We start from the raw sequence: 22,658 nt of genomic DNA, 5'->3' as shown, positions 1-22,658 counted from the left end.
CGGGAGCTGGACTGTGGCGACTACAAAAGCCCGCTCCACTTCCGGCAGCGGTTCATTCTCGAAGAGATAAGGAAAAAGGGCTATTTCAATGGTGGCTAAATCCGTTGTTGAAATTGATGTTCAGGATGAAAAATTTCAGTCATTTCTGGAAAAATTCAACGAATATCAAAAAGCGCTTGAGGAGTTACCCGAGCAGTGGCGCGGTGCCGTTCATGGACTGAGTGAAACAGCGAAGGAAACGGAACGTGTTCGTGGCAGTACCGAGGCGATAACGCAGGCCTTCACTGACGGTGTGGCCGCAATTGCCTCCGTCAATGATGGGCTGGACAGGCTGAACGGCAATCTGGAAAAGGCCAACAAATCCCAGACGGCGCTCAACAAAAAAACCAGCGGTGTTCGTAACTTCCTGAACAAAGCCAGCAAGGATGCTAAATCCCTCGCTGGTCACATCAAGGATGCCACCACCAGCCTGTTATCCTGGGGGACAGTGCTGGGGCTATTTACCGGGCTGGCTGGCGCCGGTGGGTTATGGGGGATGAATCGCCTTGCGGGTACTGCCTCTGCACAGCGGTTTACGGCTATGGGGCTGGGTACGACCGCTGGCGGTCTTAATTCTGCCGCCATCAATTATCAGAAGGTACTGGGTAATCCTGTCGGTACACTCGGTGCTATCCGGGATTCGCAACTGGACCTCAGCAAGCGCTGGCAGTTTAACGCGATGGGTGTTAACCCCAATCAGGATCCGGCAACGTTATTGCCTCAGATGATTAAGTCTGCCCGCGATATTTTTGTGCGCAATGGCAGTACTCAGCAAGGGGCCGAGGCCTACGGTCTAACCAACTACTTCACTCTCGACGATCTGAATCGCTTTAAAAACATGAGCGATGCAGAAATCGATGCGATGACAAAACAGGCCCAGAAGGATACTCAGAGGCTACAGATTACCGATCAACAGCTGAAGCAATGGCAGGATTTCAATGTTCAGCTTGACCGCAGCAAAGTCAGTATCGGCAATACCTTTATCCGGGGGCTCGCTCCTCTGGCGCCAGAGCTGGGAAAACTGTCGGATGCATTTTCAGGTGCGATCGAAACGGTTCTGAAATCCCCGGAACTGGGAAAATGGATTGATGGCCTGTCGGAGGGGATCCGTAGCTTTGGGAATTATCTCGCCTCACCCGAATTTAAAAATGATGTAGCGGCCTTTATGACAGGTGTTGAGCGGCTGGCGACGGTTATTGGGAAGGTTATCGACTGGATAGCCGGTAAATCCGATATTTCTGTTGATGATGTGAAATCTCACTCCTCAATACTCAGTAATGAGCCAGTAACAGACACTACAACCGGGAAAAGTTATGTGAAAGGCGGTCAGAACGATCCGGCCGTCTGGTCATGGCTGAAATCAGCCGGTCGTTCGCTCAATAAAATAACAGGAACGGCACCTTCAGAGTATGACGAGTATTTTGAAGAGGCTGCTAAAAAGTACAATCTTGACCCCAAAATACTTAAGGCCACAGCCGCGGCGGAGTCATCGTGGGATCAGAATGCTAAAGGTCCGGTAACCCGTTCCGGACAACAGGCTCAGGGGTTGATGCAGGTTATGCCGGCTAATTTCCAGCCAGGAGAAAACCCATGGGATCCACGCGATAACATAATGGCTGGTGCGCGTGTTATGTCCTGGGCTAAAAGTCAGGCTGGAGGTGATACAGAAGAAATGTTGCGCTGGTACAACGGCGGCAAAAACAGGGGCAGCAAAGAGAATCGCGAATATGCAGGCCGGGTTAACGAACAATACCGGAAAATTTACGGTACTGAGATGCCAGGCTCCAGCCAGAACACTCCGGCAGCTCAGGGTATGCCTCCTCAGCGAAACGCAGAAGATACGCAGCTTTTGCGACAAATAGCAGAAAACCAGCGGCGCGGTAATTCTCAGGGGGTAGTGATTTACAACAATACGGGAGGTAGTGCCGTGGTTTCCAGCACGCAACTCGGAGGATTTGGCTGATGGCATTTACTCGCGAACTCTACAAACTCGGTTTTGAAATTTCCCCGGTGATCCTCTGTGACGGTATTGCGCAGAGCATTCCCGGAGGGATGCTACCGATTGTGGCGCTGACCCAGAGTGCCAGTTTTGTTACCGGGTTGCTGGGCGGCGCAATGGATCTCACCGACCTGGATAAGTATTTTTGCCACTGGCGAGCGGCGCAAGGTGCGACGATGATTGATTATGATATCGGTCGCTATCCTTTCGCTAACCAGGCCGTTGCCGCGAACGCGCTGCTTGCTCAGCCGCTACGCGTTACTATGTTGATGGATGCGCCCGTGAACGATAATACGGGCGCTATGACTAAACTGGTCACGCTCAGCGCGCTACAGGCTGTACTGCAGGCGCATGCGAACCTTGGCGGGACGTACATAGTTGCAACGCCAGCCATTATTTACAACAGTTGCATACTGAAGACTGTGCGAGATGTGACCGGATCTAATGATCCGTTGCCACAGCGGCAATGGTTGTGGGATTTCGAGCAACCGCTTATCACCGAAACAGGCGCAGATCAGGCTATCAACAGCTACCTGAGCAAGATTGATAATGGTGATAAAACGACGGAAAGCGCCTGGACGAATACCCTTTCTGCAATCGGTAACACTTCACTCGGTAGCAGTGTATCCGGGGCAGTCATCGGACTGATCGGTAAATTAAGTGGGGCATTTGGCCTATGAGTACAGCAATCTATCCTTTCTCAGGTAATGAGCAAAAGAGCATGATTTTTACGCCTGTGCTTGATGGTGAGGTTTATAACTGCCAGACGAAATGGAATATAGCAGCCCAGCGTTGGTATCTGAATATTACTGATAACTCTGGAAACAGACAGTTGACCATTCCTATCGTAGCGTCTCCGGTTGGGTACGATATTAATCTGCTTGTCGGAGCGTTCAATATTTCAAAAATGGTCTGGCGATACTCAAAGGGGCAAATAGAGGTCATTAACTGATGCGTTATTATGATATCCAGATTTTTACCCCTCCTGATGCAAACGGTACCCCCGGAAAACTCTTCAAACAATATTCCAGTCTGAAAAACGGTGTTTTCAACCCCGGTAATTTAATGATTGAGTTTGACCTGCTGCGGTTTGGTGAATCTACACCAAAAGGCCAGAGCACAATCACCATCTGGGGAATAAGCCCGCAGGATATGCAGCAGGCCAGGCAGAATATGTTTGGCATGACGATCAAAATGTGGGTGGGTATGTCGAAAGGGCTCCCACTGGCTAAACCGGGGCAAAAGGGACTGGTGCTTGAGGGAACCATCTGGCAGGTTCTGGGCAACTGGCAGGGAACTGAGTTGCGAATGGATCTTATCGTTACTGCGGGTGCGGTTTCGAGTGTAACGCCTGAACCGCTTGCGCCGATTAATTTAACACTTCCATGGAATAAGGGGATAAAACTCTCGGTAGCGCTTACTCAGTGTTTTCAGAATATGGGTGGGGATTATCGTTTTTCTATCAGCGTTAGCGACAGGTTAATAAATAACTACGATAGTGGAATGTTTTGTGGAAGTCTGTCTGAGCTCGCGCAGCGGTTAAATACGCTGAGTAAAAGCATTATCAAAGACAGCAATTATTCAGGTGTGGAAATTACCATGGTGAATGGTAAAGAGATCCGCGTGTTCGATAATGATTTTGACAACCACCAGGATAAAGACTCAAACAAAAGTGCATCGTACAGAAGCAAAAACCCTACACAAATAGTATTTACCGATCTGGTCGGCCAGCCGACGTGGGTGCAATTCGGTACGGTCTCCATTCCCTGTGTTATGCGTAGCGATATTCAGGTAGGGGATTACATCCGGATGCCGCCGAAAATGCGGCCGATGATCCAGGCGTCATCATATTCTCAGTTTCGCGATGATTCCGCCTTTACTGGCGACTTTCTGGTGTCATCGGTCCGTTTAATTGGAAACAGCAGGCAACCGGACGCTAACAGTTGGATCACGTTGCTCGAAGCTCACCCTACTGGAGGAGTTGCCGCATCATGAGCGTAAATCAAAAAATGAACTTTGGCGGAAATATGAATAATTTCGCCGAAAGTAAAATTGCCAATGCGATGCAGATGGCAGGTAAGGTGTTACCGGCAACCGTGGTAGCTCGGGATGGACACATGATCACCGTCTCCTTTCTTCTGCGAAACATCCCCTATGTTCTGCCTCAGCTAACGATCCCTTTGTTTGGACCAGAATATATTCGTTATCCAATGCGCAAGGGTAGCAAAGGTATCGTTATTCCTGCTGATACCTATCTGGGTGGGGCCAGTGGTCTCGGCGGTGGAACAGCTGACCTGACACCTCCGGCAAACCTCAGCGCATTGGTATTTTTGCCCATCAGCAATACGGAGTGGCAGGACGTTGATTACGACGTTCTGACTCTTTACGGACCCGAGGGGGTCACGCTTCGGGATTCTGGCAGTAACACGACTTTTCTGCTCACCCCCGAGAGCATCACCATTGTTACTCCTACACAATTTAAGGTAACGGTCGGAGGAACTGTGCTGACTCTGACAGATGGTATGTGGAGCCTGACTGGTCAGACAGGGAAGTTGCAGGATGGAGCAGCCAGCACAAGCCCGGCGATCATGCATGAGGGCTGGAAACAACTTCTGCAATGGTTGAATTCACACCGACACTCCAACGGCAACAACGGGCAGAACACCGGAGGGCCAACGTCACAATTCAACGGGAGTATTACCGAATGAGGACATACGGACGAGATAAAGACGGGAAGTGGATTACGGTCACGACAGACGAAAACGGGTTCAACGATTCGGTGTATCTCACGACGCTGGTGCAGAACCTGAGGCTGGCGCCGCAGGAGTCTCCATTCTTCGCTAATCACGGTATACCGGCTAACGGTTCAGTTATTCAGCAGATACTGCCGACCTTCTACGTTAACCGACTACAGCAGCAGTTCAGCCCGTATTTTTCCTCTCTGCAGATCGCGCTGACGGAAACCGATCCTCCGGTATACAGCATTTCTGCGATTACCAACTCAGGCTCTAAAATTGTCACGCAGGTATATGTATGAGCGATTTACCCGTTAGTTACACCATTTCTGGCCCGGTGCCTCAGACGACTGATGCGCTACGTCAGCAGGTTATCAATACGGCCACCGCACTATCGCCGGGGATAACCACAGATTTACCCGGTTCTTTGATTGATGACATGGTGGGTACCAGCGTCGGTGCGCTGGTGGTTTGTGACCAGGCTCGCGTTGATTTGATTAACTCCTGCAGTCCGTACAGCGCCAATATTCACCTGCTGGCACAGCTGGGGGCGATTTACGGCATTCCACGCGGAGAGGGTACCAATACTTCCGTTTACGTTGTCTTTATGGGGCCACCGGGGTTTCCGATCCCAAAGGGGTTCACTGTCGGCGATGGAAGTTACACCTACACGGTGCAGCGTGATACGGTGATCCCTGAGAGCGGCCAGACAGCCCCTGTGTATTGCCTGGCAACCATGGAGGGAACCTGGGCTGTTCCTGCTGGCTCCGTTAACCAGATTAAAACCTCGGTGCCGAGTGGCTACGAGGTAACCTGTACCAATCTCACTGCGGGGCTACCCGGAGCGGCAGAGCAAAACTACGCATCATATCGCGCGCAGGTTATGCAGGCTGGGATGTTCGGCGTACAGGGAACTCCAGACTGTTATCGTACCGAGCTGAAGCTGGTCTATGGTGTGCAGGAAAACCTGCTCTCGTACAGACAGGCAACCTTAGGGCGCTGGGTTGCGGTTGTCGGCGGTGGTGACCCCTATGAAGTGGCCTACGCCATTTACAAGGCAGTGCCGGATATCTCCATTCTGACCAATGATGTTTCGAACCCATCCGGCGCGCCGGTGGAGAAGAAGACCATCGCGATCACTGTTTATCCGGACGTGTATCAGGTGCCGTTTGTGGTTCCTTCCTCGCAGAACGCGACAATCCTGATCACCTGGAACACTGCCTCCACTACCTACATCGATCCGGATGGAATAGCAAAAGCGGTACAACAAAACATCGCTGACTATATCAATGCAATTGCAGTAGGACAGCCTATAAATATTTTCGAGGTTCAGGATATCTTCCTTAGTTCGGTGTCGGGTCTGGTTGCGCCTTCCCTGGTATCGATGATCGATGTTCAGGTCGGCATCAATGGCGTCATCAAGCCGCCTAGTGCAGGTTCAAGCCTTGTTTACGGTGACACGTACGCCTATTTCTCCACTTCAGCTGCTCAAATTCAGGTTAAGCAATATGCAGGCTCTAATTGAAAAGATTATTCCAGCTTATCCTTACACTCAGTATAACGACGACCCCAACATTACCGCCTTCTTTGATGCCTTTAATTCACTGGCTCAGGCCAATCTTGATTATCTGAATGCGCTAAATCTTCCGTGCTGGACCTCGCCGAGCATTACCGACGATCTGCTGGACTGGATTGCGCTGGGGATTTACGGGGAAAGTCGACCTTTACTCCAGATCTCAGAGGATGCGATTGCGCGCGGGGCGTATAACACGATTGAGTATAACGGCATCACTTATGCAGGCCTTAAAAATTACGTACCCGGTTCTGCTTCATATGTCCCTGACGATTACTTTAAGCGGATCCTGACCTGGAATTTTTACAAAGGTGACGGCTCGCATTTTTGTATTGAATGGTTGAAAAGGCGTCTTGCGCGGTTCATACACGGAGCCAACGGGATTGACCCTCCAGTTCAGGAAACTTTCGATATCAGTGTGACGCCAGATAAGGGCGTTTTTTCTATCACTATTCCGGATTACGGCGATGGTGTTGGTTATTTCCTAAAGGATGCGATCACCCAGCAACTGGTGAAACTGCCATTTATTTACACATTTACAGTAACGGTGGTTCAAAAATGATTACTGGATTCGGTAATAACGTCATTTCATCTCTGGCAGCAGATATTACTGCCGGGCAGACAACGATTCAGGTGATGCCCGGTACCGGGGCGAAATTTGCAGGCCTACTTAATTACGATTACGCCAATGCTTCTAACCCTTTGCAAACGTATGCCAAAATCACTCTGACGGATGCAAAAGAAACGGTTTTCGAAATCTGCCATCTGATTTCGGTCAATAATGATGTGTTGACGGTGGTGCGCGGGCAAGAGGGCACCACAGCGAAAGGGTGGGCACTGAATGACGTGATCGCCAACTTTGCTACCCGTGGCTCAGAAAACCAGTTCGTTCAGATTGAGCAGCTTCAGAGCGGGCATTATATTTCCGGAGTTGCAGGCGGTACCGCTAATGCGCTGACGCTGGAACTTCCGGCCACATACTTTGTGAATGGCTCTACTGACTGGACGTTGCGTACACCGATTGTCGTTTATCCAAACCAGAACAATACCGGCGCTGCAACCTTGCAACTGACGATGGGCGGGCGCGTTCTCGGTACGTTTAAGCTCTACAAAGGGAATAAAGCGGAACTGGTAGCGAACGACATCCTAAAAGATGTCGCTCTGGTGTGTTTACTGGACAATACCAAATCGTTTTTTAACGTATCAAATCCCGGTGCAATTTATGCGGGGCTGGGAACGGCGGCTTTTTGTGATGTAACGACATCAACAACGGACAAAACTCCTGGTCGTGTCCTGACTGTGGGTTATCAGGGTATAGGCGGTAATGCTGCCCCACTGATAAATGGCGATTTTAATCAACTATCCCCATCAGGATTTATTAATGGACAGACTAACGGCCCCAGTAACCCGACTCTGTATATGGGGTTTAACGTTCGTCATGCAAATGCATACCAATTTACCCTGGTTGGGCGGCAACAGCGTTATTTTGCACAATGTTGTGAAGCTGGAGTATTTAAAGGTTGGGACGAGTTCTATACAACTGCACATAAACCAACTGCTGCTGATGTCGGGGCACTGCCAATAACAGGAGGGAATTTACTCGGAGCGCTGCGCTTTTTATCCCCGGATGCAAGACCCAATACTAACTGCATGATAGCCAACGATGACGCCAGCGGCATTCTGGCCTGTCAGTACGGCTATTATCAGGACAGATTTGATATTCATTTTTATGATGAAAAAGGTGCGTTGGAATCAAATCCTGTATCCATAGGGCGTAATGGTAATACGACAGTTCTCGGGAATTTGTCAGGCCGCGCTGTTTATGAAGGTAACACTCGCGTTTATTCACCCAACAACCCGCAGCCCATAAATTTATCAGGTTATGCAACACAAAGCTGGGTGTTACAGAACTTCGTACAGAGTATCGACCTTACAGCACCTACTGAAATCGGGTTCCGGGATGGAAATGGATATACGCGAGCAACAGATGGTGCAGCCATGTACAACTTTAAAATGGTTGGTGGGAGCAGTAACGTTGGTAATTATATTATTCGCTATACAAGAAGACTTGTGAATAACGTCTGGTATGTACTTAATTAATTCAACAGGATATAAACATGCAGAGTTTTGGAAAATTCACTCCTTACACACCTGAGACAACGGAAAGACCAAGGTATATAGACGGTGAAAGCGTAATGTTTTTACATGACGAAAAAGGCAATGACTGGTATGACGTCAGAGAATTATTTGACGAATCCACCACGCTTAAAATTGGTTATGACGATGACGGAAGGGTGAAAACATTCACGACAAATATTCATGCGTTTTTTCCGGCCAATCTGAGCGCGGTGGAACTTCCTGCTACGAAGGCCAATTTATCCGTAACGCTGGGTGATGACTGGTTTTACAAGGACGGGAAATTACAGCAAATACGTGACTACCAGGCTATTGCTGTAGCAGAACGTGACAGTCGTATGACTGAGGCCACAAAACGCATCAATTGGTTGGAGGCAGCGCAGGAGGATGGCGATATCACGTCTGAGGAGGAAACTGAACTGACAGCCTTACGGACTTATCGATCTGAGCTACGCCGGCTTGATTTGAGTCATATCACCGACATAGAGTCATACGATGGAATTGAATGGCCGAAGAAACCTGAATAGCCGCACACCTTGCAGGTTTATTTGAGGCGCAGTAGTGATGGTGTACACTGCGCTTATCGGTGCATATGCTTAGGAATGAAAAATGAATAAAATTGGTATAGTGGTTTTGTTGTCATTTTTTATGATCGGTTGTAGTGCTTGGGATAAAGGTAGAGCAAAAACAGTTGAGCAAAAGCGGGATTATCTATTGGAGTATGGCCCGCAGTACGTGCCAGGTTTTTTAGTTCCTCCATCATTGGTACATCAGCCTCCTCTAAGCGTTACTGTGTTACGAACTAAACTAGTTGATAATGGCGGGGAGACAAGTGAATTTCTCCACCGATTGGTTGATAAGTGCTTTGAATCTTCAGATAGGTATTGCACTGTTAGTCTGTATTATTCTGAGAACGAAAAGATAGAGAGTAAACGGCAGAAAATAGCTAATAAAAATAAACAAACATCAGTAAAAAAAGGAGACCTTTTCTTCTGTCGAATGAGGTTCAATCAGGCTAGTGGGCCAGTTGATACAAGTCGCATGAGAGTTCGAGTAAAGGACAACGTTGATTCCGTTGGTTTCCTTTTTCCTGACGATAAGCAGATTATCTCACCAAAATTAGAAGTTATTGATTCTGACTCAGGTGAGCGATATGGACGGGCAGCTGATGGCTCCATAACCGTATCGGCTAGTTATGATGGCCATGCTTACGCAATTCAAATATTTAATACTTTACCTGTAAGTCAATTTAACGGGGCGGTGGTAACACACACTTCGGCACTCGATTTTGCAGGCAGTATTGATGTATTTGATTGTAAAAAGGTTAAATAAAGCACATCTCAATATGATCAGAACCATAGAAATATATAGACATAAATGGTGCACATTGGCCTATATTACAATGATGTTGGTTCAGTGATAACAGAGCGAGAAACAGTTATGGATGAGGAAAAACAAGCCGTTTTTGACGATGTATGCAGGGTTATTGGACGTGCAGTCGTCATGCTAAAAGAAACTAATCAGCCAGTTACCAAAAACAGCATAAACCTGATGTTGCAAGTACACTCGGATCAGAGTGATGATGCGTATCTGTCAAGAATCTATGCTGTTGCAAAAGATGTAATGGAATAGGGTAATCTGTCCGTTTTTACTGGATTAGGTTTCCTGAGCGGCGTTCTATCCCCGCATTCATGTAGTCGATAGCCTTTTGAAGCTCTTCTATGAGTGCAACCGCCCGCGTACGAGAGATACAGATAAACTGGTCAGGAAACTCTTTAATTGGCCAGTTTGGTATACAGGCCATGTTATCTGTAAATGAAGCTGACAAGTAAACTTCATTAGTAAGAAGGGAATAGCCTACTTCAAAACTGGTGAGCTCGGGTAAGCTGCTAACGTTGGATTCTCTGTTTTTCATAGAGGGCCTCGATACTGTTTTTTTATACAGTCATTATGTTGAGTAGCAGATCATCAGTCAAGAAATTGTGCATAATTCAGAAGAATATCGATGGTTGTGTTATGTATAACATATTGTTTTTCATATGATTAATGTAATGCTGTTATTCTTTTTTATTGTGTTATCGCATTGATTTTAAAAAGTTATTTTTCGGTCTTGAAAACCGGCGACCCGAAAGGGTTCTAGAGTTCGAATCTCTACGCTTCCGCCAAATACGAAACCCAAGTCGTTATGCGACTTGGGTTTTTTCTTTTCTGCCAGTATCCAGTATGCCATTACCGTCTGGCTTGCGCTGGCTCAGTTGAGCAGGCATCGGACAGGTCACACCCCTTTCATCTTGCCGCCAGAGCTCCCGGATAGTGCCGGGCGATAATGTCGTTCAGCTTATCAACCAGTTCTGCTCGTCTGAACGTAATATGAGCCGTCCCCTTCTGAAAGTATTTGATTGAAAACATCTCGTCTTCGTAACGGTTGCTGTGCCGGTTTTCATGGATATGGTCGCTCAGCCGACGGGTAACGTCAGCGCGATTGTCGGGGACAGGCTGACCATCCATAAGCATCAGCATCCGCTCAAGATCAGCTAACCGAGCGCACTGCCGGCCCCAGTTAAGCCCAAATCCTCACCGGTCAAATTTGACCAGCCCCGTCACGATGATCTTCTTCCCAAATTTACATGGGCTATTGGTCTTAAAATCCCACGATAAGCCTTTGAACACATTTATCACACCGCGCTCAAACACCTCGCCTTTATTCAGATGTAGTTGCTCAAACGTGCTCAGGATATTCTCAGCGCTATCACCGATGAGCGACTGGTCCTTATCCATCAGGAAAATCAGGGGGTGTATGCCGCGCGTAACGCCGCACTGGCGATTCACAGTGGCGAATGGGGGGTGTTCCTGGATGCCGATGATCGGATAGCCGATGGTTTTCTGCGAGAACGGTTGCACACTGCCCGGGAAGCCCATGCTGATGTCGCCGTGTTCAATGGCTGGTGTGCCGACAGCACGGGTCAGCATCACGCCCCCGTGCACCGCAGACAGCCTTGCGGCCAGTCGCTCAACGGCTGGCAGTGGATACGTCATTGAAGGGTTACTGGCACTGGGGCGCAACAAAGGCCTGGCTGCTGGTTTACTTAACTGCGTGGAATACCTGTGAACCGGACCGGTACCTGCTCAGTCTGATTTGTACCGGTTGACGTACGCAATTGAACAGCTTAAATCGCAGGGCTGGATCACTGCGGTGGTGAGTGACGGGGAGTGGGATAATGACGCTCTTCTGGTTCAGGAATACAGCGATACGGATGCTCTGCTGGTAAGGAAGTCGGCGCTGACCGCTGGATTTTCGGCTGAGGGCAAGCTGATTGCACCGATTGAATTTCTTGTGACTGGCGATTTGTCATCGTGTATGGCGGTTTCCCAGGCCCGTGCACTCCTGGCCGTCATGCTGAAGCCTGACAGGATCGCCATACAGCCCTGACATTAAATGAAACACTCTCTTTCGGGACATAAAACCGATTATGTTCCTGACGCTTTCCTTATGGCTATTGCAGTGTTTCCCACATGAAGCAAGGCTATGACTTACTGCCCCCTTTTATTTCTTTCTGATCTAAAACCATTTCCTTGAAAGCGCATTGGTGTTTTTAACTTTCTTATATTGATGTAGATCAATTCAAGATCCATTTATCAATGATTATCCGTTCATTTTAACTACTGCGACATAAATGTTTGTTTTGTGTGTTGGTAATAGTCCATTTTACTGACATTTCAGCACTATTCACTATTAACATTTAGAGGAAAATTCCTAAGAATTTACTTAAAATAGATTAAAGATCTGTAAGTTTGATATATTGTCGATCATTGTTCTATTATCGCATGTAGAGAACTTTCGTTTGAAAGATGCACGCAGCGATAAACCGAGGGATGATGAGATGGCTGATAGTTTCCAGAATGAAGTGCCAAAGGCACGTATTAATCTAAAGCTTGACCTGCATACAGGGGGAGCCAGCAAGAAAACTGAGCTCCCTCTGAAATTACTGGTGGCGGGTGACTTCAGTAATGGTCAGGAATCTGCACCACTGTCTGAGCGCAAAAAAGTTAACTTGAACAAAAATAATTTCGACTCAGTTCTTTCCGAATATTCCCCAAAAGTCAATCTGACCGTTAAAAACACGCTCGCCAGTGATGGTAGCGAAGACAATATCAGTCTGATATTCCAGAGCATGAAAGATTTCACCCCGGAGCAGGTTTCCCGACAGATCCCTCAGCTGAAGGCAATGCTTTCCATGCGTAACCTGCTTCGCGATTTAAAAGCGAACCTGCTGGACAATCAGGCTTTCCGAAAGGAGCTGGAAAAAATTCTGCTCGACCCGGCGTTAAGCGCAGAACTCCGCTCAGAGCTGTCTGCTCTGGCACCTAAACAGCCATAACGGTCACGATGATTTAACGGATTAAAAAGGAAGATGCTGATGTCTGTAAAAAATGAGAATGCGACTGGTGGCGAAAGCGTGGTGCTGGAACGTCCTGCTGCGGGCGGGGTTTATGCGTCCCTGTTTGAAAAAATCAACCTGAACCCGGTCTCTGAGCTGAGTGCGCTGGATATCTGGCAGGACGCGCAGGCGATGTCGGATGCGACTGCAGATGAACGTTTAACGGCGGGGATGCAGGTATTTCTCGAATGCCTGACGAAAGCGGGCTCAAAAGTTGAAAAACTCGATAAAAACCTTATTGACCACCATATCGCAGAGCTGGACTACCAGATTAGCCGTCAGCTGGATGCGGTAATGCATAGCGAAGAATTCCAGGCGGTGGAGAGCCTGTGGCGCGGCGTGAAATCCCTGGTCGACAAAACTGATTTCCGTCAGAACGTGAAGGTTGAACTGCTGGATATGTCCAAAGAAGACCTGCGTCAGGACTTCGAAGACAGCCCGGAAATCATCCAGAGTGGACTGTATAAACATACATACATTGATGAGTATGACACCCCGGGCGGTGAACCGATTGCCGCGCTGATTTCTGCCTACGAGTTTGATGCGTCTGCGCAGGATGTCGCTCTGCTGCGCAATATTTCAAAAGTGTCTGCCGCAGCGCATATGCCGTTTATCGGCTCTGCCGGCCCGAAATTTTTCCTCAAGGATTCAATGGAGGAAGTGGCGGCCATCAAAGATATTGGTAACTACTTTGACCGTGCGGAGTACATCAAGTGGAAATCCTTCCGCGAGACGGACGATGCCCGCTATATCGGTCTGGTGATGCCGCGTGTACTGGGTCGTCTGCCTTATGGTCCGGACACCGTGCCAGTGCGCAGCTTCAACTATGTGGAAGAAGTGAAAGGTCCGGATCACGACAAATACCTGTGGACTAACGCCTCGTTTGCGTTCGCTTCTAATATGGTTCGCAGCTTCATCAACAACGGCTGGTGTGTGCAAATCCGTGGCCCGCAGGCCGGTGGTGCCGTGCAGGATCTGCCTATTCATCTGTACGATCTGGGCACCGGCAATCAGGTCAAGATCCCGTCAGAAGTGATGATCCCGGAAACCCGCGAATTTGAATTCGCCAATCTGGGCTTCATTCCGCTGTCGTACTACAAGAACCGCGACTACAGCTGCTTCTTCTCCGCCAACTCCACCCAAAAGCCAGCGATTTACGACACCGCGGATGCGACCGCCAACAGCCGTATCAATGCCCGTCTGCCGTACATTTTCCTGCTGTCGCGTATTGCACACTACCTGAAGCTTATCCAGCGCGAAAACATCGGCACTACCAAAGATCGTCGTCTGCTGGAGCTGGAGCTCAACACCTGGGTGCGCAGTCTGGTGACCGAAATGACCGATCCGGGCGACGAGCTGCAGGCCTCTCACCCGCTGCGTGATGCAAAAGTGGTGGTGGAAGACATCGAAGACAACCCGGGCTTCTTCCGCGTGAAGCTGTACGCCGTGCCGCACTTCCAGGTGGAAGGGATGGACGTCAACCTGTCACTGGTTTCCCAGATGCCGAAAGCCAAATCGTAAGGCGAGGGGAAATCAGGGATGAAAATTTACCGCCCGCTTTGGGAGGATGGGGCCGTTCTGGCTCCGCAACAGTTCCAGCAGCAGGCCCGCTGGAGTGAACACGTTGCCGACATGGTCGCCCGGATGGGTATTTCTCATCCTTGGGGCGTGGTGGCTGCAGAATTTGATGATGCTGCACTGGCGCTCTCACGCCTGAACGCCACCCGTCTGGTGGTACGCTTTCAGGACGGTACCCTCGTGGATACCGACCTGGCTGACACGCTTCCTCCGGTCTGTGATTTGTCTGTTGCCGCCGGCAGTGAAGCTGTTAACGTGGTTGTCGCGCTGCCGCTGCTGAGCGCCAGCGGTGGCAACCTCGATAACGGTCAGGACAGCGAGCGGCCGCGTCGCTGGAAAGCTGAGCGTGTCGTTGTGCAGGAACTGGCCGGCCATGAAAGCGGGGAACTCGCGATCCTGCGCCATGCGCTGACCCTGCGTCTGTCCAGCCAGGAAAACACGGCCTGGCTGACCTGTCCGGTCGCCCGTCTGGTGCGTAATGCTCAGGGGCTGTGGAGCAGGGACCCGGCTTTTATCCCACCGATGATGTCCGTTGGGGCCAGTCCGTGGCTTACCACCGAACTGGGTGACCTGCTGGTTCGTCTGCAGGCCCGTCGGCGTCGCCTGATGGCCATGCGCCGTGAAAGCAATGAGCGGATGGCTGACTTTGCGGTCGCGGATGTCTCCCTGTTCTGGCTGCTCAATGCCCTGAACAGTGCCGAGCCGGTGCTGACGGAACTGCTTCAGACGCCTGAGCGTCACCCGGAACTGCTGTACCGCGAACTGACCCGTCTGGCCGGCAGCCTGCTGACCTTCTCACTGGAGCACGACGCCGGCGATATTCCTGCTTATCAGCACGATGCACCGGAGCGGGTATTCCCGCCGCTGCTGGCACTGCTCGACAAGCTGCTGGAGGCGAGCCTGCCGTCGCGGGTGGTGAGTATCCACCTGGAGCACCAGGATCAGATCTGGAAAGGTGCCCTGCACGATGCGCGCCTGCGCGAAGGGGCAGACTTCTATCTCTCCGTACGCTCCTCCATGCCGAACCATGAACTTCAGACGAAATTCCCGCAGTTGTGTAAAGCGGGCAGCTTTGATGACGTCTCTGATGTGGTGAACGTGGCCCTGAGCGGAATGGTTATCAAACCGCTGACCCATGTTCCGGCCGCTATCCCGTTGCGCCTTGAGAACCAGTATTTCTCGCTGGATCTGAGTACTGAGGCGGCTCGCGCAATGCTTGAGATGGGCAGCAGCACCTTCTACACCCCGCGCTCACTGGGGGATGTGAATCTTGAACTCTTTGCGGTGCTGCGCTCATGAAGAAATCCGAACTCAGCCAGATAGAACGTATTTTCTACCCGGGCTGGCTGATGGCCAGCCAGCTGCGCGGCGGCCAGGAAGTCCGGGACGGGGAAGGGCTCTATCGCCGGGCCTGCCGTCTGGTGCAGGAGGCGAAAGCGGCGCTCACGGAGGCAGGTTACAGCGACATCAGTCGTGACCATATGGTGTATGCCCTGTGTGCACTGCTTGATGAGAGCGTGATGAACCGAGGAACCACCGATGATGGTTACCTGACCTGGCGTCGTGACCCGCTGCAGGCACACTTCTTTGGCACCCTCAATGCGGGTGAGGAGCTGTGGGAACGGATCCGTAACCTGCTGAAAGAAACCGCTCCTGACGCTGCTGTCCTGACCTGCATGTACCGGACCTTGCAACTGGGGTTCGTCGGTCAGTATCGCGCCCAGGATGATGAGCGCCGGGAAGATATCGTTCGCGCGCTCGCGGAACGGGTGCCGGCTTTCACGCTGGCACAGGACGCCCCCATTGTTGCCCGGGCATCACGCCTGCGCAGTGGTCGTCGCTGGTACTGGCTGACCTGGGTTGTGGCCGCTGTCGCCCTGGTGGCGCTCTGGTTCTTCCTTTCGTCTTCGCTTACCGAGCTGGTAAGCCAGACCGTCAGGCCGGGGTAAGCGATGCGGGATGCGTACCGAAGTCTGTTAACTGCCCTGGGTGCCGTACTGGCGCTGTGGCTCATTCTGGGATTCTGGCCACTATCGACAGGCAGCCGTGTGGCTCTCAGCCTGCTGATTGTTCTGGTGTCCGGAGTGATGTTCTGGCGTCAGCGTCGGGCTGCGCAGGCGCGGGCGAGCGCTGTCCGGGAAATTGTGGATGAAAACCTGCCGCCGGAAGATTTTCAGGGGGCGGTTATCCTCGTCTGTGGTGACAACGCCCCGCTGTTTGTGTCCGGTTCCCGTCACCGGGAAACCCGGCAGGGCTGGTATCTGTGGGTGAAGGATGCGGAACAACTGCCACTTCTGGCACAGCACCTGAGCCTGGTGCGCCCGGCCCTGGTGTCACAAATCTCCGTCATGCTGGCGGTGGTACCTGAACAGCACACCTCCTGCGATGATTTTACCCAGAATCTTCGGGGCTGGCAGCGGGCTGTCGTCCAGTGCAGTGCGGCATTTGGCACTCTCCCCCCGCTGTGGACTGTGACCTGGGTATCGCCTCCTGTGGCCTGCGTGGAGGCAGAGCCCGTCTGGTTTACCACGGTCAGCCAACGGAGCGGTATTCAGGTATATCAGCCCGGTCAGGGCAATGTGTCACTGACGGGGTGGACCCGGGAGACCGACTCAGACGGGCGTCTTTCGCGTCTGAGTCAGGGCCTGTGGCTGGACAGTCTGCTTACCTGGCAGAACAGCGCGGTGACTGACCTGCTGTCGGTACGACAGGGTGAGCTGCCGGTGATGAAACCCTGTGTGCAGGGCATGTGCATGGTGCCGGTGAGCGGTATCGCGGGCAATCTCTGGCAACAGCACATCACTTCCGTGACGGCGCTGCCACCGGATGCCGTTGTCACCACAGAGCCACTGCCGCTGCCTGAACTGCTGCTGCCGGCGTTGCCACGCCGGCGTGGTGTCAGCCGCAGAATGGTGTTCTGGGGCTATGCCGGATTACTGGGCGGGATTTTTCTGGCACTTGCCATGCTCGCGTCCTGGATGAACAACCAGCGCCTTATCCGTAATGTTGGCGATCACCTTGCATTGTATCACCAACTGACGGGTGAGCCTGTTGCACCGAAATTGCGAGCACAGCAGCGGCTGCGGGCTGATGGCGCATTGCTGGACGACTGGCAGCGCCGCGGGGAGCCACTGCGCTACCGCCTGGGTCTGTATCAGGGGCTGCGCCTGGTTCCGTCCGTTGAGGCCGCCGTCAGTGACTGGGCACCTCCGACACCGCCTCCACCGATCATTAAGAAAATCATTCAGGGTCCGAAAACCCTTCGTCTCGACAGCATGTCGCTGTTCGATTCCGGTAAATCCGACCTCAAGCCGGGCTCCACCAAAATGCTGGTGACCTCCCTGGTTGGCATCAAAGCTAAACCGGGCTGGCTGATTGTGGTGTCAGGTCACACCGACAACACCGGCAACCCGAAACTGAACCAGACGCTTTCATTGAAACGTGCCGAAGCGGTACGCAACTGGATGCGTGACACCGGCGATGTGCCGGAGAGCTGTTTTGCGGTGCAGGGCTATGGCGAAAGCCGCCCGATCGCAACGAACGACACCCCGGAAGGGCGCGCACTTAACCGTCGTGTCGAAATCAGTCTGGTACCGCAGGCCGATGCCTGTCAGATACCGGGCAATCCCCAGGCGTCATCGGATGATGGCGCAGATAAAACTGTAATGGAGTAAATCACATGGCAATTCCTGTTTATCTTTGGCTGAAAGACGACGGCGGCGCGGACATTAAAGGTTCTGTGGACGTTCAGGATCGTGAAGGCAGCATCGAGGTTGTCGCTCAGGAGCATAACCTGTACATCCCGACCGACAACAACACCGGCAAGCTGACCGGTACCCGTATCCACACCCCGTTCCTGTTCACCAAGGAAATCGACTCGTCCAGCCCGTACCTGTACAAGGCTGTGACCACCGGTCAGACCCTCAAGTCTGCGGAATTCAAGTGGTACAAAATCAACGACGCGGGTCAGGAAGTGGAGTACTTCAACACCAAACTGGAAAACGTGAAAGTGGTGAAAGTGAATCCTGAAATGTATGACATCAAGGATCCTTCTAAAGAGAAGCACAACCACCTTGAGCGCATTGAACTGCGCTACGAAAAAATCACCTGGACCTACAAAGACGGCAACATCATTCATTCCGATTCCTGGAACGAACGCGCCACCGCGTAAGCCTGATGCGGACAGGGTTTCCTGTCCGCATTTTTTTTGCTGAGAGCCTGTCTGAAACGGGTTTTCAGCAAAGAAACCACAAACTGCCAGCCTGACCGTATGCGCTTTGGTCCCCTTCACGGAAAACAGCGATGGGCGGTAGCGTGTCCAGGAACCGACAAAGAGAGAGATTCATGGAAAATCCAGCCATCCTGTTACGACGTCTGAACCCTTACTGTGCCCGTGCGATGGAAGGGGCGGCTTCGCTCTGTCAGACCCGCGCCCATGCAGAAATTCTGCCTGAGCACTGGCTGCTGAAACTGCTGGAGCAGGGCGAGGGCGACCTGACGGTGCTGGCGCGCCGTTATGAGTGGGATATGGATGCACTGTGGCAGGCGTTGCTCGGCTGGCTGGATAATCAACCGCGTTCGGTTCGCAGCCGCCCGCAGCTATCCGCGGATATTCAGAAACTGCTGCAGGAAGCCTGGCTACTGGCCTCCCTCGCTGGCGAAGAACACATCCGCAGCGTGCATCTGCTGATGGCGCTGACGGAAAATCCACGACTTGCTCACTGCGACGGTCTGTGGCCATTGCTGACCCTGGGGCAGAGCCAACTGGAACGCCTGCGCCCGCTGCTCGACGCGCAGTCCGATGAACGCCCGGAAGTACAGCAGGAAGCCGAACTGGCACAGAGCCATGGTGGAGAAGTGGAGTTCGTCGGGCGTCCTGTCGGCGCGAAGGTAAAAGAGGGGGAACTGACCCCGGCGCTGCAGAGCGCGCTGGATAAATTCACGCTCGACGTCACTGCCAAAGCGAAAGAGGGCAAGATTGACCCGGTGTTCGGCCGTGACACGGAAATCCGCCAGATGGTGGATATTCTCTCGCGGCGCCGCAAAAACAATCCGATCCTGGTCGGTGAACCGGGCGTCGGCAAAACCGCGCTGGTTGAAGGCCTGGCGCTGCGTATTGCAGAGGGCAACGTGCCTGAATCGCTCAAGCCAGTCATCCTGCGTACCCTTGACCTCGGCCTGCTGCAGGAGGGGGCGGGTGTGAAAGGTGAATTTGAACAACGTCTGAAAAATGTGATTGATGCGGTGCAGCATTCGCCCGTACCCATTCTGCTGTTTATCGATGAAGCACACACCATTATCGGCGCGGGCAACCAGGCGGGCGGCGCGGATGCGGCCAACCTGCTGAAACCGGCACTGGCCCGCGGTGAACTGCGCACCATCGCCGCCACTACCTGGTCTGAATACAAACAATATTTTGAACGTGATGCGGCTCTTGAGCGCCGCTTCCAGATGGTGAAAGTCGACGAGCCGGATGACGATACGGCCTGCCTGATGCTGCGTGGCCTGAAATCCCGTTATGCCGAACACCATGGCGTGCATATTACTGACGATGCGGTACGCGCCGCCGTCACGCTGTCCCGTCGTTACCTGACCGGACGCCAGCTACCGGACAAGGCCGTCGATTTACTCGATACGGCCAGCGCCCGCGTGCGCATGAGCCTCGACACCGTGCCGGAGCCGCTGACCCGTATTCGCGCGCTGATGACCTCGCTGGACATAGAGAAGCAGGCGCTGCTGGAAGATATCGCAGTCGGCAATCAGAGCCACGGCGAACGCCTGACCGCCATTGAGCAGGAAGAGAAGGACCTTATCGCTGAACTTGACGAACTGGAAGCCCGGTACGGCGAGGAGCTGAAACTCACCGAACAACTGCTGGAAAGCCGCCAGGACATCTCCCGCCAGAGTGAGACGCACGCGCTGCAACAGGCGCTGAACGGCATACAGCACAGCAACCCGCTGCTGTCGGTGGATGTGGACGTCCGCACCGTCGCCAATGTGATTGCCGACTGGACCGGCGTGCCGCTCTCTTCCCTGATGAAGGACGAGCAGACCGAACTGCTGACCCTGGAAAACGAAATTGGCAAACGTGTGGTGGGTCAGGATGTTTCTCTTAATGCCATTGCACAGCGTCTGCGTGCCGCCAAAACGGGCCTGACGTCAGAAAACGGTCCGCAGGGTGTGTTCCTGCTGGTCGGTCCAAGTGGTGTCGGCAAGACCGAAACCGCACTGGCGCTGGCGGATGTGCTGTACGGTGGCGAGAAGTCACTCATCACCATCAACCTGTCCGAGTACCAGGAGCCGCACACGGTGTCCCAGCTGAAAGGCTCGCCGCCGGGCTACGTCGGCTACGGTCAGGGCGGCATTCTGACCGAAGCGGTCCGCAAGCGCCCGTACAGCGTGGTGCTGCTCGATGAAGTGGAAAAGGCGCACCGCGACGTGATGAACCTGTTCTACCAGGTCTTCGACCGTGGCTTTATGCGCGACGGCGAAGGGCGCGAAATCGACTTCCGCAACACGGTTATTCTGATGACCTCGAACCTCGGCAGCGACCACATCATGCAGTTGCTGGACGAACAGCCGGAGGCCAGCGAAGGCGACCTGCAGGAACTGCTGCGCCCGACTCTGCGCAACCACTTCCAGCCGGCACTGCTGGCCCGTTTCCAGACGGTAATTTACCGTCCGCTGAATAAGGCCGCCATGCGCACCATAGTGGAAATGAAGCTGGCGCAGGTGAGCAAACGCCTCAACCGTCACTACGGCCTGACCACGAATATTGAAGAGAGTCTCTACGACGCGCTGACCGCCGCCTGCCTGCTGCCGGATACCGGGGCGCGTAACGTCGACAGCCTGCTCAATCAACAAATTCTGCCGGTGCTGAGCCAGCAACTGCTAAGCCATATGGCGGCAAAACAGAAACCACACTCCCTGACCCTCGGCTGTGGTGAGGAAGAAGGGATTGGGCTTGAATTTTCAGGCGCGGCTGAACGCTAACCCGGAGGCAGGGAATGACCATTTATGACCCCAATTCAGTCAGAAAACTGACCTCAGGGGAAATCGCCTTAGCCAGAACGGTATTTGGTAACCGGATCAATTACGAAAAGGTAAAAATCCATCGCGGTAGCTATCTGCCATTTGGGTTACAGGATGAACATACAGCCATGACGCCTAATGGTGAAATATATTTCAGGTATTGGTATCGCGATGACTTTTCAGAAAGCTTACCATTTTTGCGGCATTTATTTATTCACGAAATGAGTCATGTTTGGCATAGAGAGCGGGGAATGAACGTCATTGCCAGAGGCTTGATAAGCTGGCTGGTGAGCTATCGGTATACGCTCGATGGACGACTGTTGAGCGAATATTCAATGGAGCAGCAAGCACAAATCATTGCTGATAATTTTGCTTTGCAAAGTGAAGGGTATTATGGCTGGTTAAAACTGAGGATTGACCATAGTATAACTTTGGATGGTGATATTTCTGAATCTGTCATTAAGCAAGGATATAAAAACGCGTTAAGAGGTTTTCCATGGTAACTACGAACATTTTTCGGGTTCTGCGTGCAAGCCTGCTTGCTGTTATATGTTTGCAAACTTTAACAGGATGTCCGGGGCCTGGCGACAGACTGCTGCCAGATGAAGAGGGGCATATCATTGTTAATGATGGGAGTGTTTGCTTCTCTGTCAATGGTGGCGATGACTATGTATTAAAGTACATATCTATTAACCCTCGGGGAACAAAATCAAAAGATGAAAAAATAATATTTAGCCCACAGTTACGGATAAGTAATGAATTACTTTGCATTCCACCATCTTTTTATAATTTTAATAAAGATGGTCAGTATTTCATTCAAGCAAGCTTTGCCTCATTAAGGCATGAGGACCGTCCTCGACGTATTGTTTCAGCACTTGAAGTGAGTAAAGGGGGGGTTCATAACATACGACCCAACGATATGGAGATCCTAAGGCCGTATGATGAAATGATAAAGAATTGATGAATGCCAGTCTCGGGAAGTAAGTAATTTTCTTTAGCATGAACAATTTTGTAATGCCTGAATAATTGATTAGAGCCCTCGTTGCGCTGTTGGGGCTGGAATTGTAATAACTTTTTCGTACTCGCTGAGTACCCCTGATTAAATCTGCTACTTGCCCTTCGTCAAG

24 protein-coding genes and 1 pseudogene are annotated in these 22,658 nt (G+C 51.8%); 23 read left to right on the top strand and 2 right to left on the bottom strand.

Annotated elements, in window-relative coordinates:
- The first annotated feature begins 88 nt into the window (after positions 1 to 88).
- From HV229_RS15875 to HV229_RS15820, 12 genes are all read left to right on the top strand, one after another.
- Positions 89 to 2,002, top strand: a complete 1,914-nt coding sequence (locus HV229_RS15875) for a lytic transglycosylase domain-containing protein (protein WP_181545850.1) — start codon at positions 89 to 91, stop codon at positions 2,000 to 2,002.
- Positions 2,002 to 2,718, top strand: a complete 717-nt coding sequence (locus tag HV229_RS15870; RefSeq protein ID WP_048241252.1) for a hypothetical protein — start codon at positions 2,002 to 2,004, stop codon at positions 2,716 to 2,718. Before HV229_RS15875 ends, HV229_RS15870 begins: the two co-directional genes overlap by 1 nt.
- A complete protein-coding gene (locus HV229_RS15865; RefSeq protein WP_149911950.1) occupies positions 2,715 to 2,990 on the top strand; it encodes a hypothetical protein in 276 nt (91 codons plus the stop codon). The genes HV229_RS15870 and HV229_RS15865 overlap by 4 nt, the downstream gene beginning before the upstream one ends.
- Positions 2,990 to 4,033 carry a hypothetical protein gene (locus tag HV229_RS15860; protein WP_048241249.1) on the top strand — a complete coding sequence of 348 codons (1,044 nt, stop codon included), beginning with the start codon at positions 2,990 to 2,992 and terminating at the stop codon, positions 4,031 to 4,033. Before HV229_RS15865 ends, HV229_RS15860 begins: the two co-directional genes overlap by 1 nt.
- Positions 4,030 to 4,746, top strand: a complete 717-nt coding sequence (locus HV229_RS15855) for a hypothetical protein (RefSeq protein ID WP_181545848.1) — start codon at positions 4,030 to 4,032, stop codon at positions 4,744 to 4,746. The genes HV229_RS15860 and HV229_RS15855 overlap by 4 nt, the downstream gene beginning before the upstream one ends.
- Positions 4,743 to 5,075, top strand: coding sequence for a hypothetical protein (locus tag HV229_RS15850; protein ID WP_171862304.1), 333 nt, complete (start codon positions 4,743 to 4,745; stop codon positions 5,073 to 5,075). Before HV229_RS15855 ends, HV229_RS15850 begins: the two co-directional genes overlap by 4 nt.
- On the top strand, positions 5,072 to 6,298 hold the full coding sequence (locus HV229_RS15845; RefSeq protein WP_181545846.1) for a baseplate J/gp47 family protein: 1,227 nt from the start codon (positions 5,072 to 5,074) through the stop codon (positions 6,296 to 6,298). Before HV229_RS15850 ends, HV229_RS15845 begins: the two co-directional genes overlap by 4 nt.
- On the top strand, positions 6,282 to 6,908 hold the full coding sequence (locus HV229_RS15840; protein ID WP_181545844.1) for a hypothetical protein: 627 nt from the start codon (positions 6,282 to 6,284) through the stop codon (positions 6,906 to 6,908). Before HV229_RS15845 ends, HV229_RS15840 begins: the two co-directional genes overlap by 17 nt.
- Complete coding sequence (locus HV229_RS26340; protein ID WP_249417760.1) at positions 6,905 to 8,446, top strand: hypothetical protein; 1,542 nt, start codon at positions 6,905 to 6,907, stop codon at positions 8,444 to 8,446. Before HV229_RS15840 ends, HV229_RS26340 begins: the two co-directional genes overlap by 4 nt.
- Positions 8,447 to 8,463: 17 nt before the next feature.
- On the top strand, positions 8,464 to 9,009 hold the full coding sequence (locus HV229_RS15830) for a tail fiber assembly protein (RefSeq protein WP_181545842.1): 546 nt from the start codon (positions 8,464 to 8,466) through the stop codon (positions 9,007 to 9,009).
- An 82-nt stretch (positions 9,010 to 9,091) separates the two neighbouring features.
- On the top strand, positions 9,092 to 9,814 hold the full coding sequence (locus HV229_RS26335; RefSeq protein WP_249417759.1) for a hypothetical protein: 723 nt from the start codon (positions 9,092 to 9,094) through the stop codon (positions 9,812 to 9,814).
- Between the two features lie 108 nt (positions 9,815 to 9,922).
- The gene (locus tag HV229_RS15820) at positions 9,923 to 10,114 is read left to right on the top strand and encodes a DUF2767 family protein (protein ID WP_139754456.1); all 192 of its coding nucleotides are present in this window, start codon (positions 9,923 to 9,925) and stop codon (positions 10,112 to 10,114) included.
- 16 nt (positions 10,115 to 10,130) lie between these two features.
- Here HV229_RS15820 and HV229_RS15815 read toward each other — a convergent pair whose 3' ends face one another.
- Entirely contained in the window at positions 10,131 to 10,397 is a 267-nt protein-coding gene (locus tag HV229_RS15815) for a hypothetical protein (protein ID WP_071828911.1), read from the bottom strand.
- Positions 10,398 to 10,768: 371 nt separating this feature from the next.
- Positions 10,769 to 11,221 (bottom strand): annotated as a pseudogene (locus HV229_RS15810) (DUF4942 domain-containing protein); the annotation flags it as partial.
- Here HV229_RS15810 and HV229_RS15805 point away from each other — a divergent pair.
- The 11 genes from HV229_RS15805 (at position 11,198) to HV229_RS15755 (ending at position 22,492) form a co-directional block, all read left to right on the top strand.
- Positions 11,198 to 11,521, top strand: a complete 324-nt coding sequence (locus HV229_RS15805) for a glycosyltransferase (RefSeq protein WP_181545840.1) — start codon at positions 11,198 to 11,200, stop codon at positions 11,519 to 11,521. The pseudogene HV229_RS15810 and the gene HV229_RS15805 sit on opposite strands and share 24 nt — an antisense overlap.
- Before the next feature lie 106 nt (positions 11,522 to 11,627).
- Positions 11,628 to 11,912, top strand: a complete 285-nt coding sequence (locus HV229_RS26330) for a DUF2913 family protein (protein ID WP_249417758.1) — start codon at positions 11,628 to 11,630, stop codon at positions 11,910 to 11,912.
- Between the two features lie 451 nt (positions 11,913 to 12,363).
- Positions 12,364 to 12,861 carry a type VI secretion system contractile sheath small subunit gene (tssB, locus tag HV229_RS15795; RefSeq protein ID WP_016154481.1) on the top strand — a complete coding sequence of 166 codons (498 nt, stop codon included), beginning with the start codon at positions 12,364 to 12,366 and terminating at the stop codon, positions 12,859 to 12,861.
- 33 nt (positions 12,862 to 12,894) lie between these two features.
- A complete protein-coding gene (gene tssC / locus HV229_RS15790; protein WP_103928598.1) occupies positions 12,895 to 14,442 on the top strand; it encodes a type VI secretion system contractile sheath large subunit in 1,548 nt (515 codons plus the stop codon).
- 18 nt (positions 14,443 to 14,460) lie between these two features.
- Positions 14,461 to 15,798: a type VI secretion system baseplate subunit TssK gene (gene tssK, locus HV229_RS15785; RefSeq protein WP_181545838.1), complete on the top strand. Its 1,338-nt coding sequence runs from the start codon at positions 14,461 to 14,463 to the stop codon at positions 15,796 to 15,798.
- The gene (tssL, locus tag HV229_RS15780; protein ID WP_169329782.1) at positions 15,795 to 16,448 is read left to right on the top strand and encodes a type VI secretion system protein TssL, short form; all 654 of its coding nucleotides are present in this window, start codon (positions 15,795 to 15,797) and stop codon (positions 16,446 to 16,448) included. Before tssK ends, tssL begins: the two co-directional genes overlap by 4 nt.
- Before the next feature lie 3 nt (positions 16,449 to 16,451).
- The gene (locus HV229_RS15775) at positions 16,452 to 18,173 is read left to right on the top strand and encodes an OmpA family protein (RefSeq protein WP_181545836.1); all 1,722 of its coding nucleotides are present in this window, start codon (positions 16,452 to 16,454) and stop codon (positions 18,171 to 18,173) included.
- Positions 18,174 to 18,178: 5 nt separating this feature from the next.
- Entirely contained in the window at positions 18,179 to 18,670 is a 492-nt protein-coding gene (hcp, locus tag HV229_RS15770; RefSeq protein WP_024558534.1) for a type VI secretion system effector Hcp, read from the top strand.
- A 173-nt stretch (positions 18,671 to 18,843) separates the two neighbouring features.
- Positions 18,844 to 21,492, top strand: a complete 2,649-nt coding sequence (gene tssH / locus HV229_RS15765; RefSeq protein ID WP_181545834.1) for a type VI secretion system ATPase TssH — start codon at positions 18,844 to 18,846, stop codon at positions 21,490 to 21,492.
- A 14-nt stretch (positions 21,493 to 21,506) separates the two neighbouring features.
- Positions 21,507 to 22,034 carry a type IV secretion protein Rhs gene (locus HV229_RS15760; protein WP_094762129.1) on the top strand — a complete coding sequence of 176 codons (528 nt, stop codon included), beginning with the start codon at positions 21,507 to 21,509 and terminating at the stop codon, positions 22,032 to 22,034.
- The gene (locus HV229_RS15755) at positions 22,028 to 22,492 is read left to right on the top strand and encodes a putative T6SS immunity periplasmic lipoprotein (RefSeq protein WP_181545832.1); all 465 of its coding nucleotides are present in this window, start codon (positions 22,028 to 22,030) and stop codon (positions 22,490 to 22,492) included. Before HV229_RS15760 ends, HV229_RS15755 begins: the two co-directional genes overlap by 7 nt.
- Positions 22,493 to 22,658 lie beyond the last annotated feature (166 nt).

It is taken from the genome of Citrobacter sp. RHBSTW-00524 (genome assembly GCF_013747755.1).
Taxonomy (GTDB): Bacteria; Pseudomonadota; Gammaproteobacteria; order Enterobacterales; family Enterobacteriaceae; genus Citrobacter; species Citrobacter braakii.
Note: the sequence above shows the minus strand (reverse complement) of the source record. Positions and strands in the feature narration are given on the sequence as shown.

Bases quoted from the DNA above. Each gene is read 5' to 3' on its own strand.
- tssH (WP_181545834.1), top strand. From the start codon at position 18,844: ATGGAAAATCCAGCCATCCTGTTACGACGTCTGAACCCTTACTGTGCC.
- HV229_RS26340 (WP_249417760.1), top strand. From the start codon at position 6,905: ATGATTACTGGATTCGGTAATAACGTCATTTCATCTCTGGCAGCAGAT.
- tssC (WP_103928598.1), top strand. From the start codon at position 12,895: ATGCTGATGTCTGTAAAAAATGAGAATGCGACTGGTGGCGAAAGCGTG.
- HV229_RS15870 (WP_048241252.1), top strand. From the start codon at position 2,002: ATGGCATTTACTCGCGAACTCTACAAACTCGGTTTTGAAATTTCCCCG.
- HV229_RS15760 (WP_094762129.1), top strand. From the start codon at position 21,507: ATGACCATTTATGACCCCAATTCAGTCAGAAAACTGACCTCAGGGGAA.
- hcp (WP_024558534.1), top strand. From the start codon at position 18,179: ATGGCAATTCCTGTTTATCTTTGGCTGAAAGACGACGGCGGCGCGGAC.
- tssB (WP_016154481.1), top strand. From the start codon at position 12,364: ATGGCTGATAGTTTCCAGAATGAAGTGCCAAAGGCACGTATTAATCTA.
- HV229_RS15840 (WP_181545844.1), top strand. From the start codon at position 6,282: ATGCAGGCTCTAATTGAAAAGATTATTCCAGCTTATCCTTACACTCAG.
- tssL (WP_169329782.1), top strand. From the start codon at position 15,795: ATGAAGAAATCCGAACTCAGCCAGATAGAACGTATTTTCTACCCGGGC.
- HV229_RS15830 (WP_181545842.1), top strand. From the start codon at position 8,464: ATGCAGAGTTTTGGAAAATTCACTCCTTACACACCTGAGACAACGGAA.
- HV229_RS15820 (WP_139754456.1), top strand. From the start codon at position 9,923: ATGGATGAGGAAAAACAAGCCGTTTTTGACGATGTATGCAGGGTTATT.
- HV229_RS15775 (WP_181545836.1), top strand. From the start codon at position 16,452: ATGCGGGATGCGTACCGAAGTCTGTTAACTGCCCTGGGTGCCGTACTG.
- HV229_RS26335 (WP_249417759.1), top strand. From the start codon at position 9,092: ATGAATAAAATTGGTATAGTGGTTTTGTTGTCATTTTTTATGATCGGT.
- HV229_RS15860 (WP_048241249.1), top strand. From the start codon at position 2,990: ATGCGTTATTATGATATCCAGATTTTTACCCCTCCTGATGCAAACGGT.
- HV229_RS15865 (WP_149911950.1), top strand. From the start codon at position 2,715: ATGAGTACAGCAATCTATCCTTTCTCAGGTAATGAGCAAAAGAGCATG.
- HV229_RS15815 (WP_071828911.1), bottom strand. From the start codon at position 10,397: ATGAAAAACAGAGAATCCAACGTTAGCAGCTTACCCGAGCTCACCAGT.
- HV229_RS15850 (WP_171862304.1), top strand. From the start codon at position 4,743: ATGAGGACATACGGACGAGATAAAGACGGGAAGTGGATTACGGTCACG.
- HV229_RS15855 (WP_181545848.1), top strand. From the start codon at position 4,030: ATGAGCGTAAATCAAAAAATGAACTTTGGCGGAAATATGAATAATTTC.
- HV229_RS15875 (WP_181545850.1), top strand. From the start codon at position 89: ATGGTGGCTAAATCCGTTGTTGAAATTGATGTTCAGGATGAAAAATTT.
- HV229_RS15845 (WP_181545846.1), top strand. From the start codon at position 5,072: ATGAGCGATTTACCCGTTAGTTACACCATTTCTGGCCCGGTGCCTCAG.
- HV229_RS15755 (WP_181545832.1), top strand. From the start codon at position 22,028: ATGGTAACTACGAACATTTTTCGGGTTCTGCGTGCAAGCCTGCTTGCT.
- tssK (WP_181545838.1), top strand. From the start codon at position 14,461: ATGAAAATTTACCGCCCGCTTTGGGAGGATGGGGCCGTTCTGGCTCCG.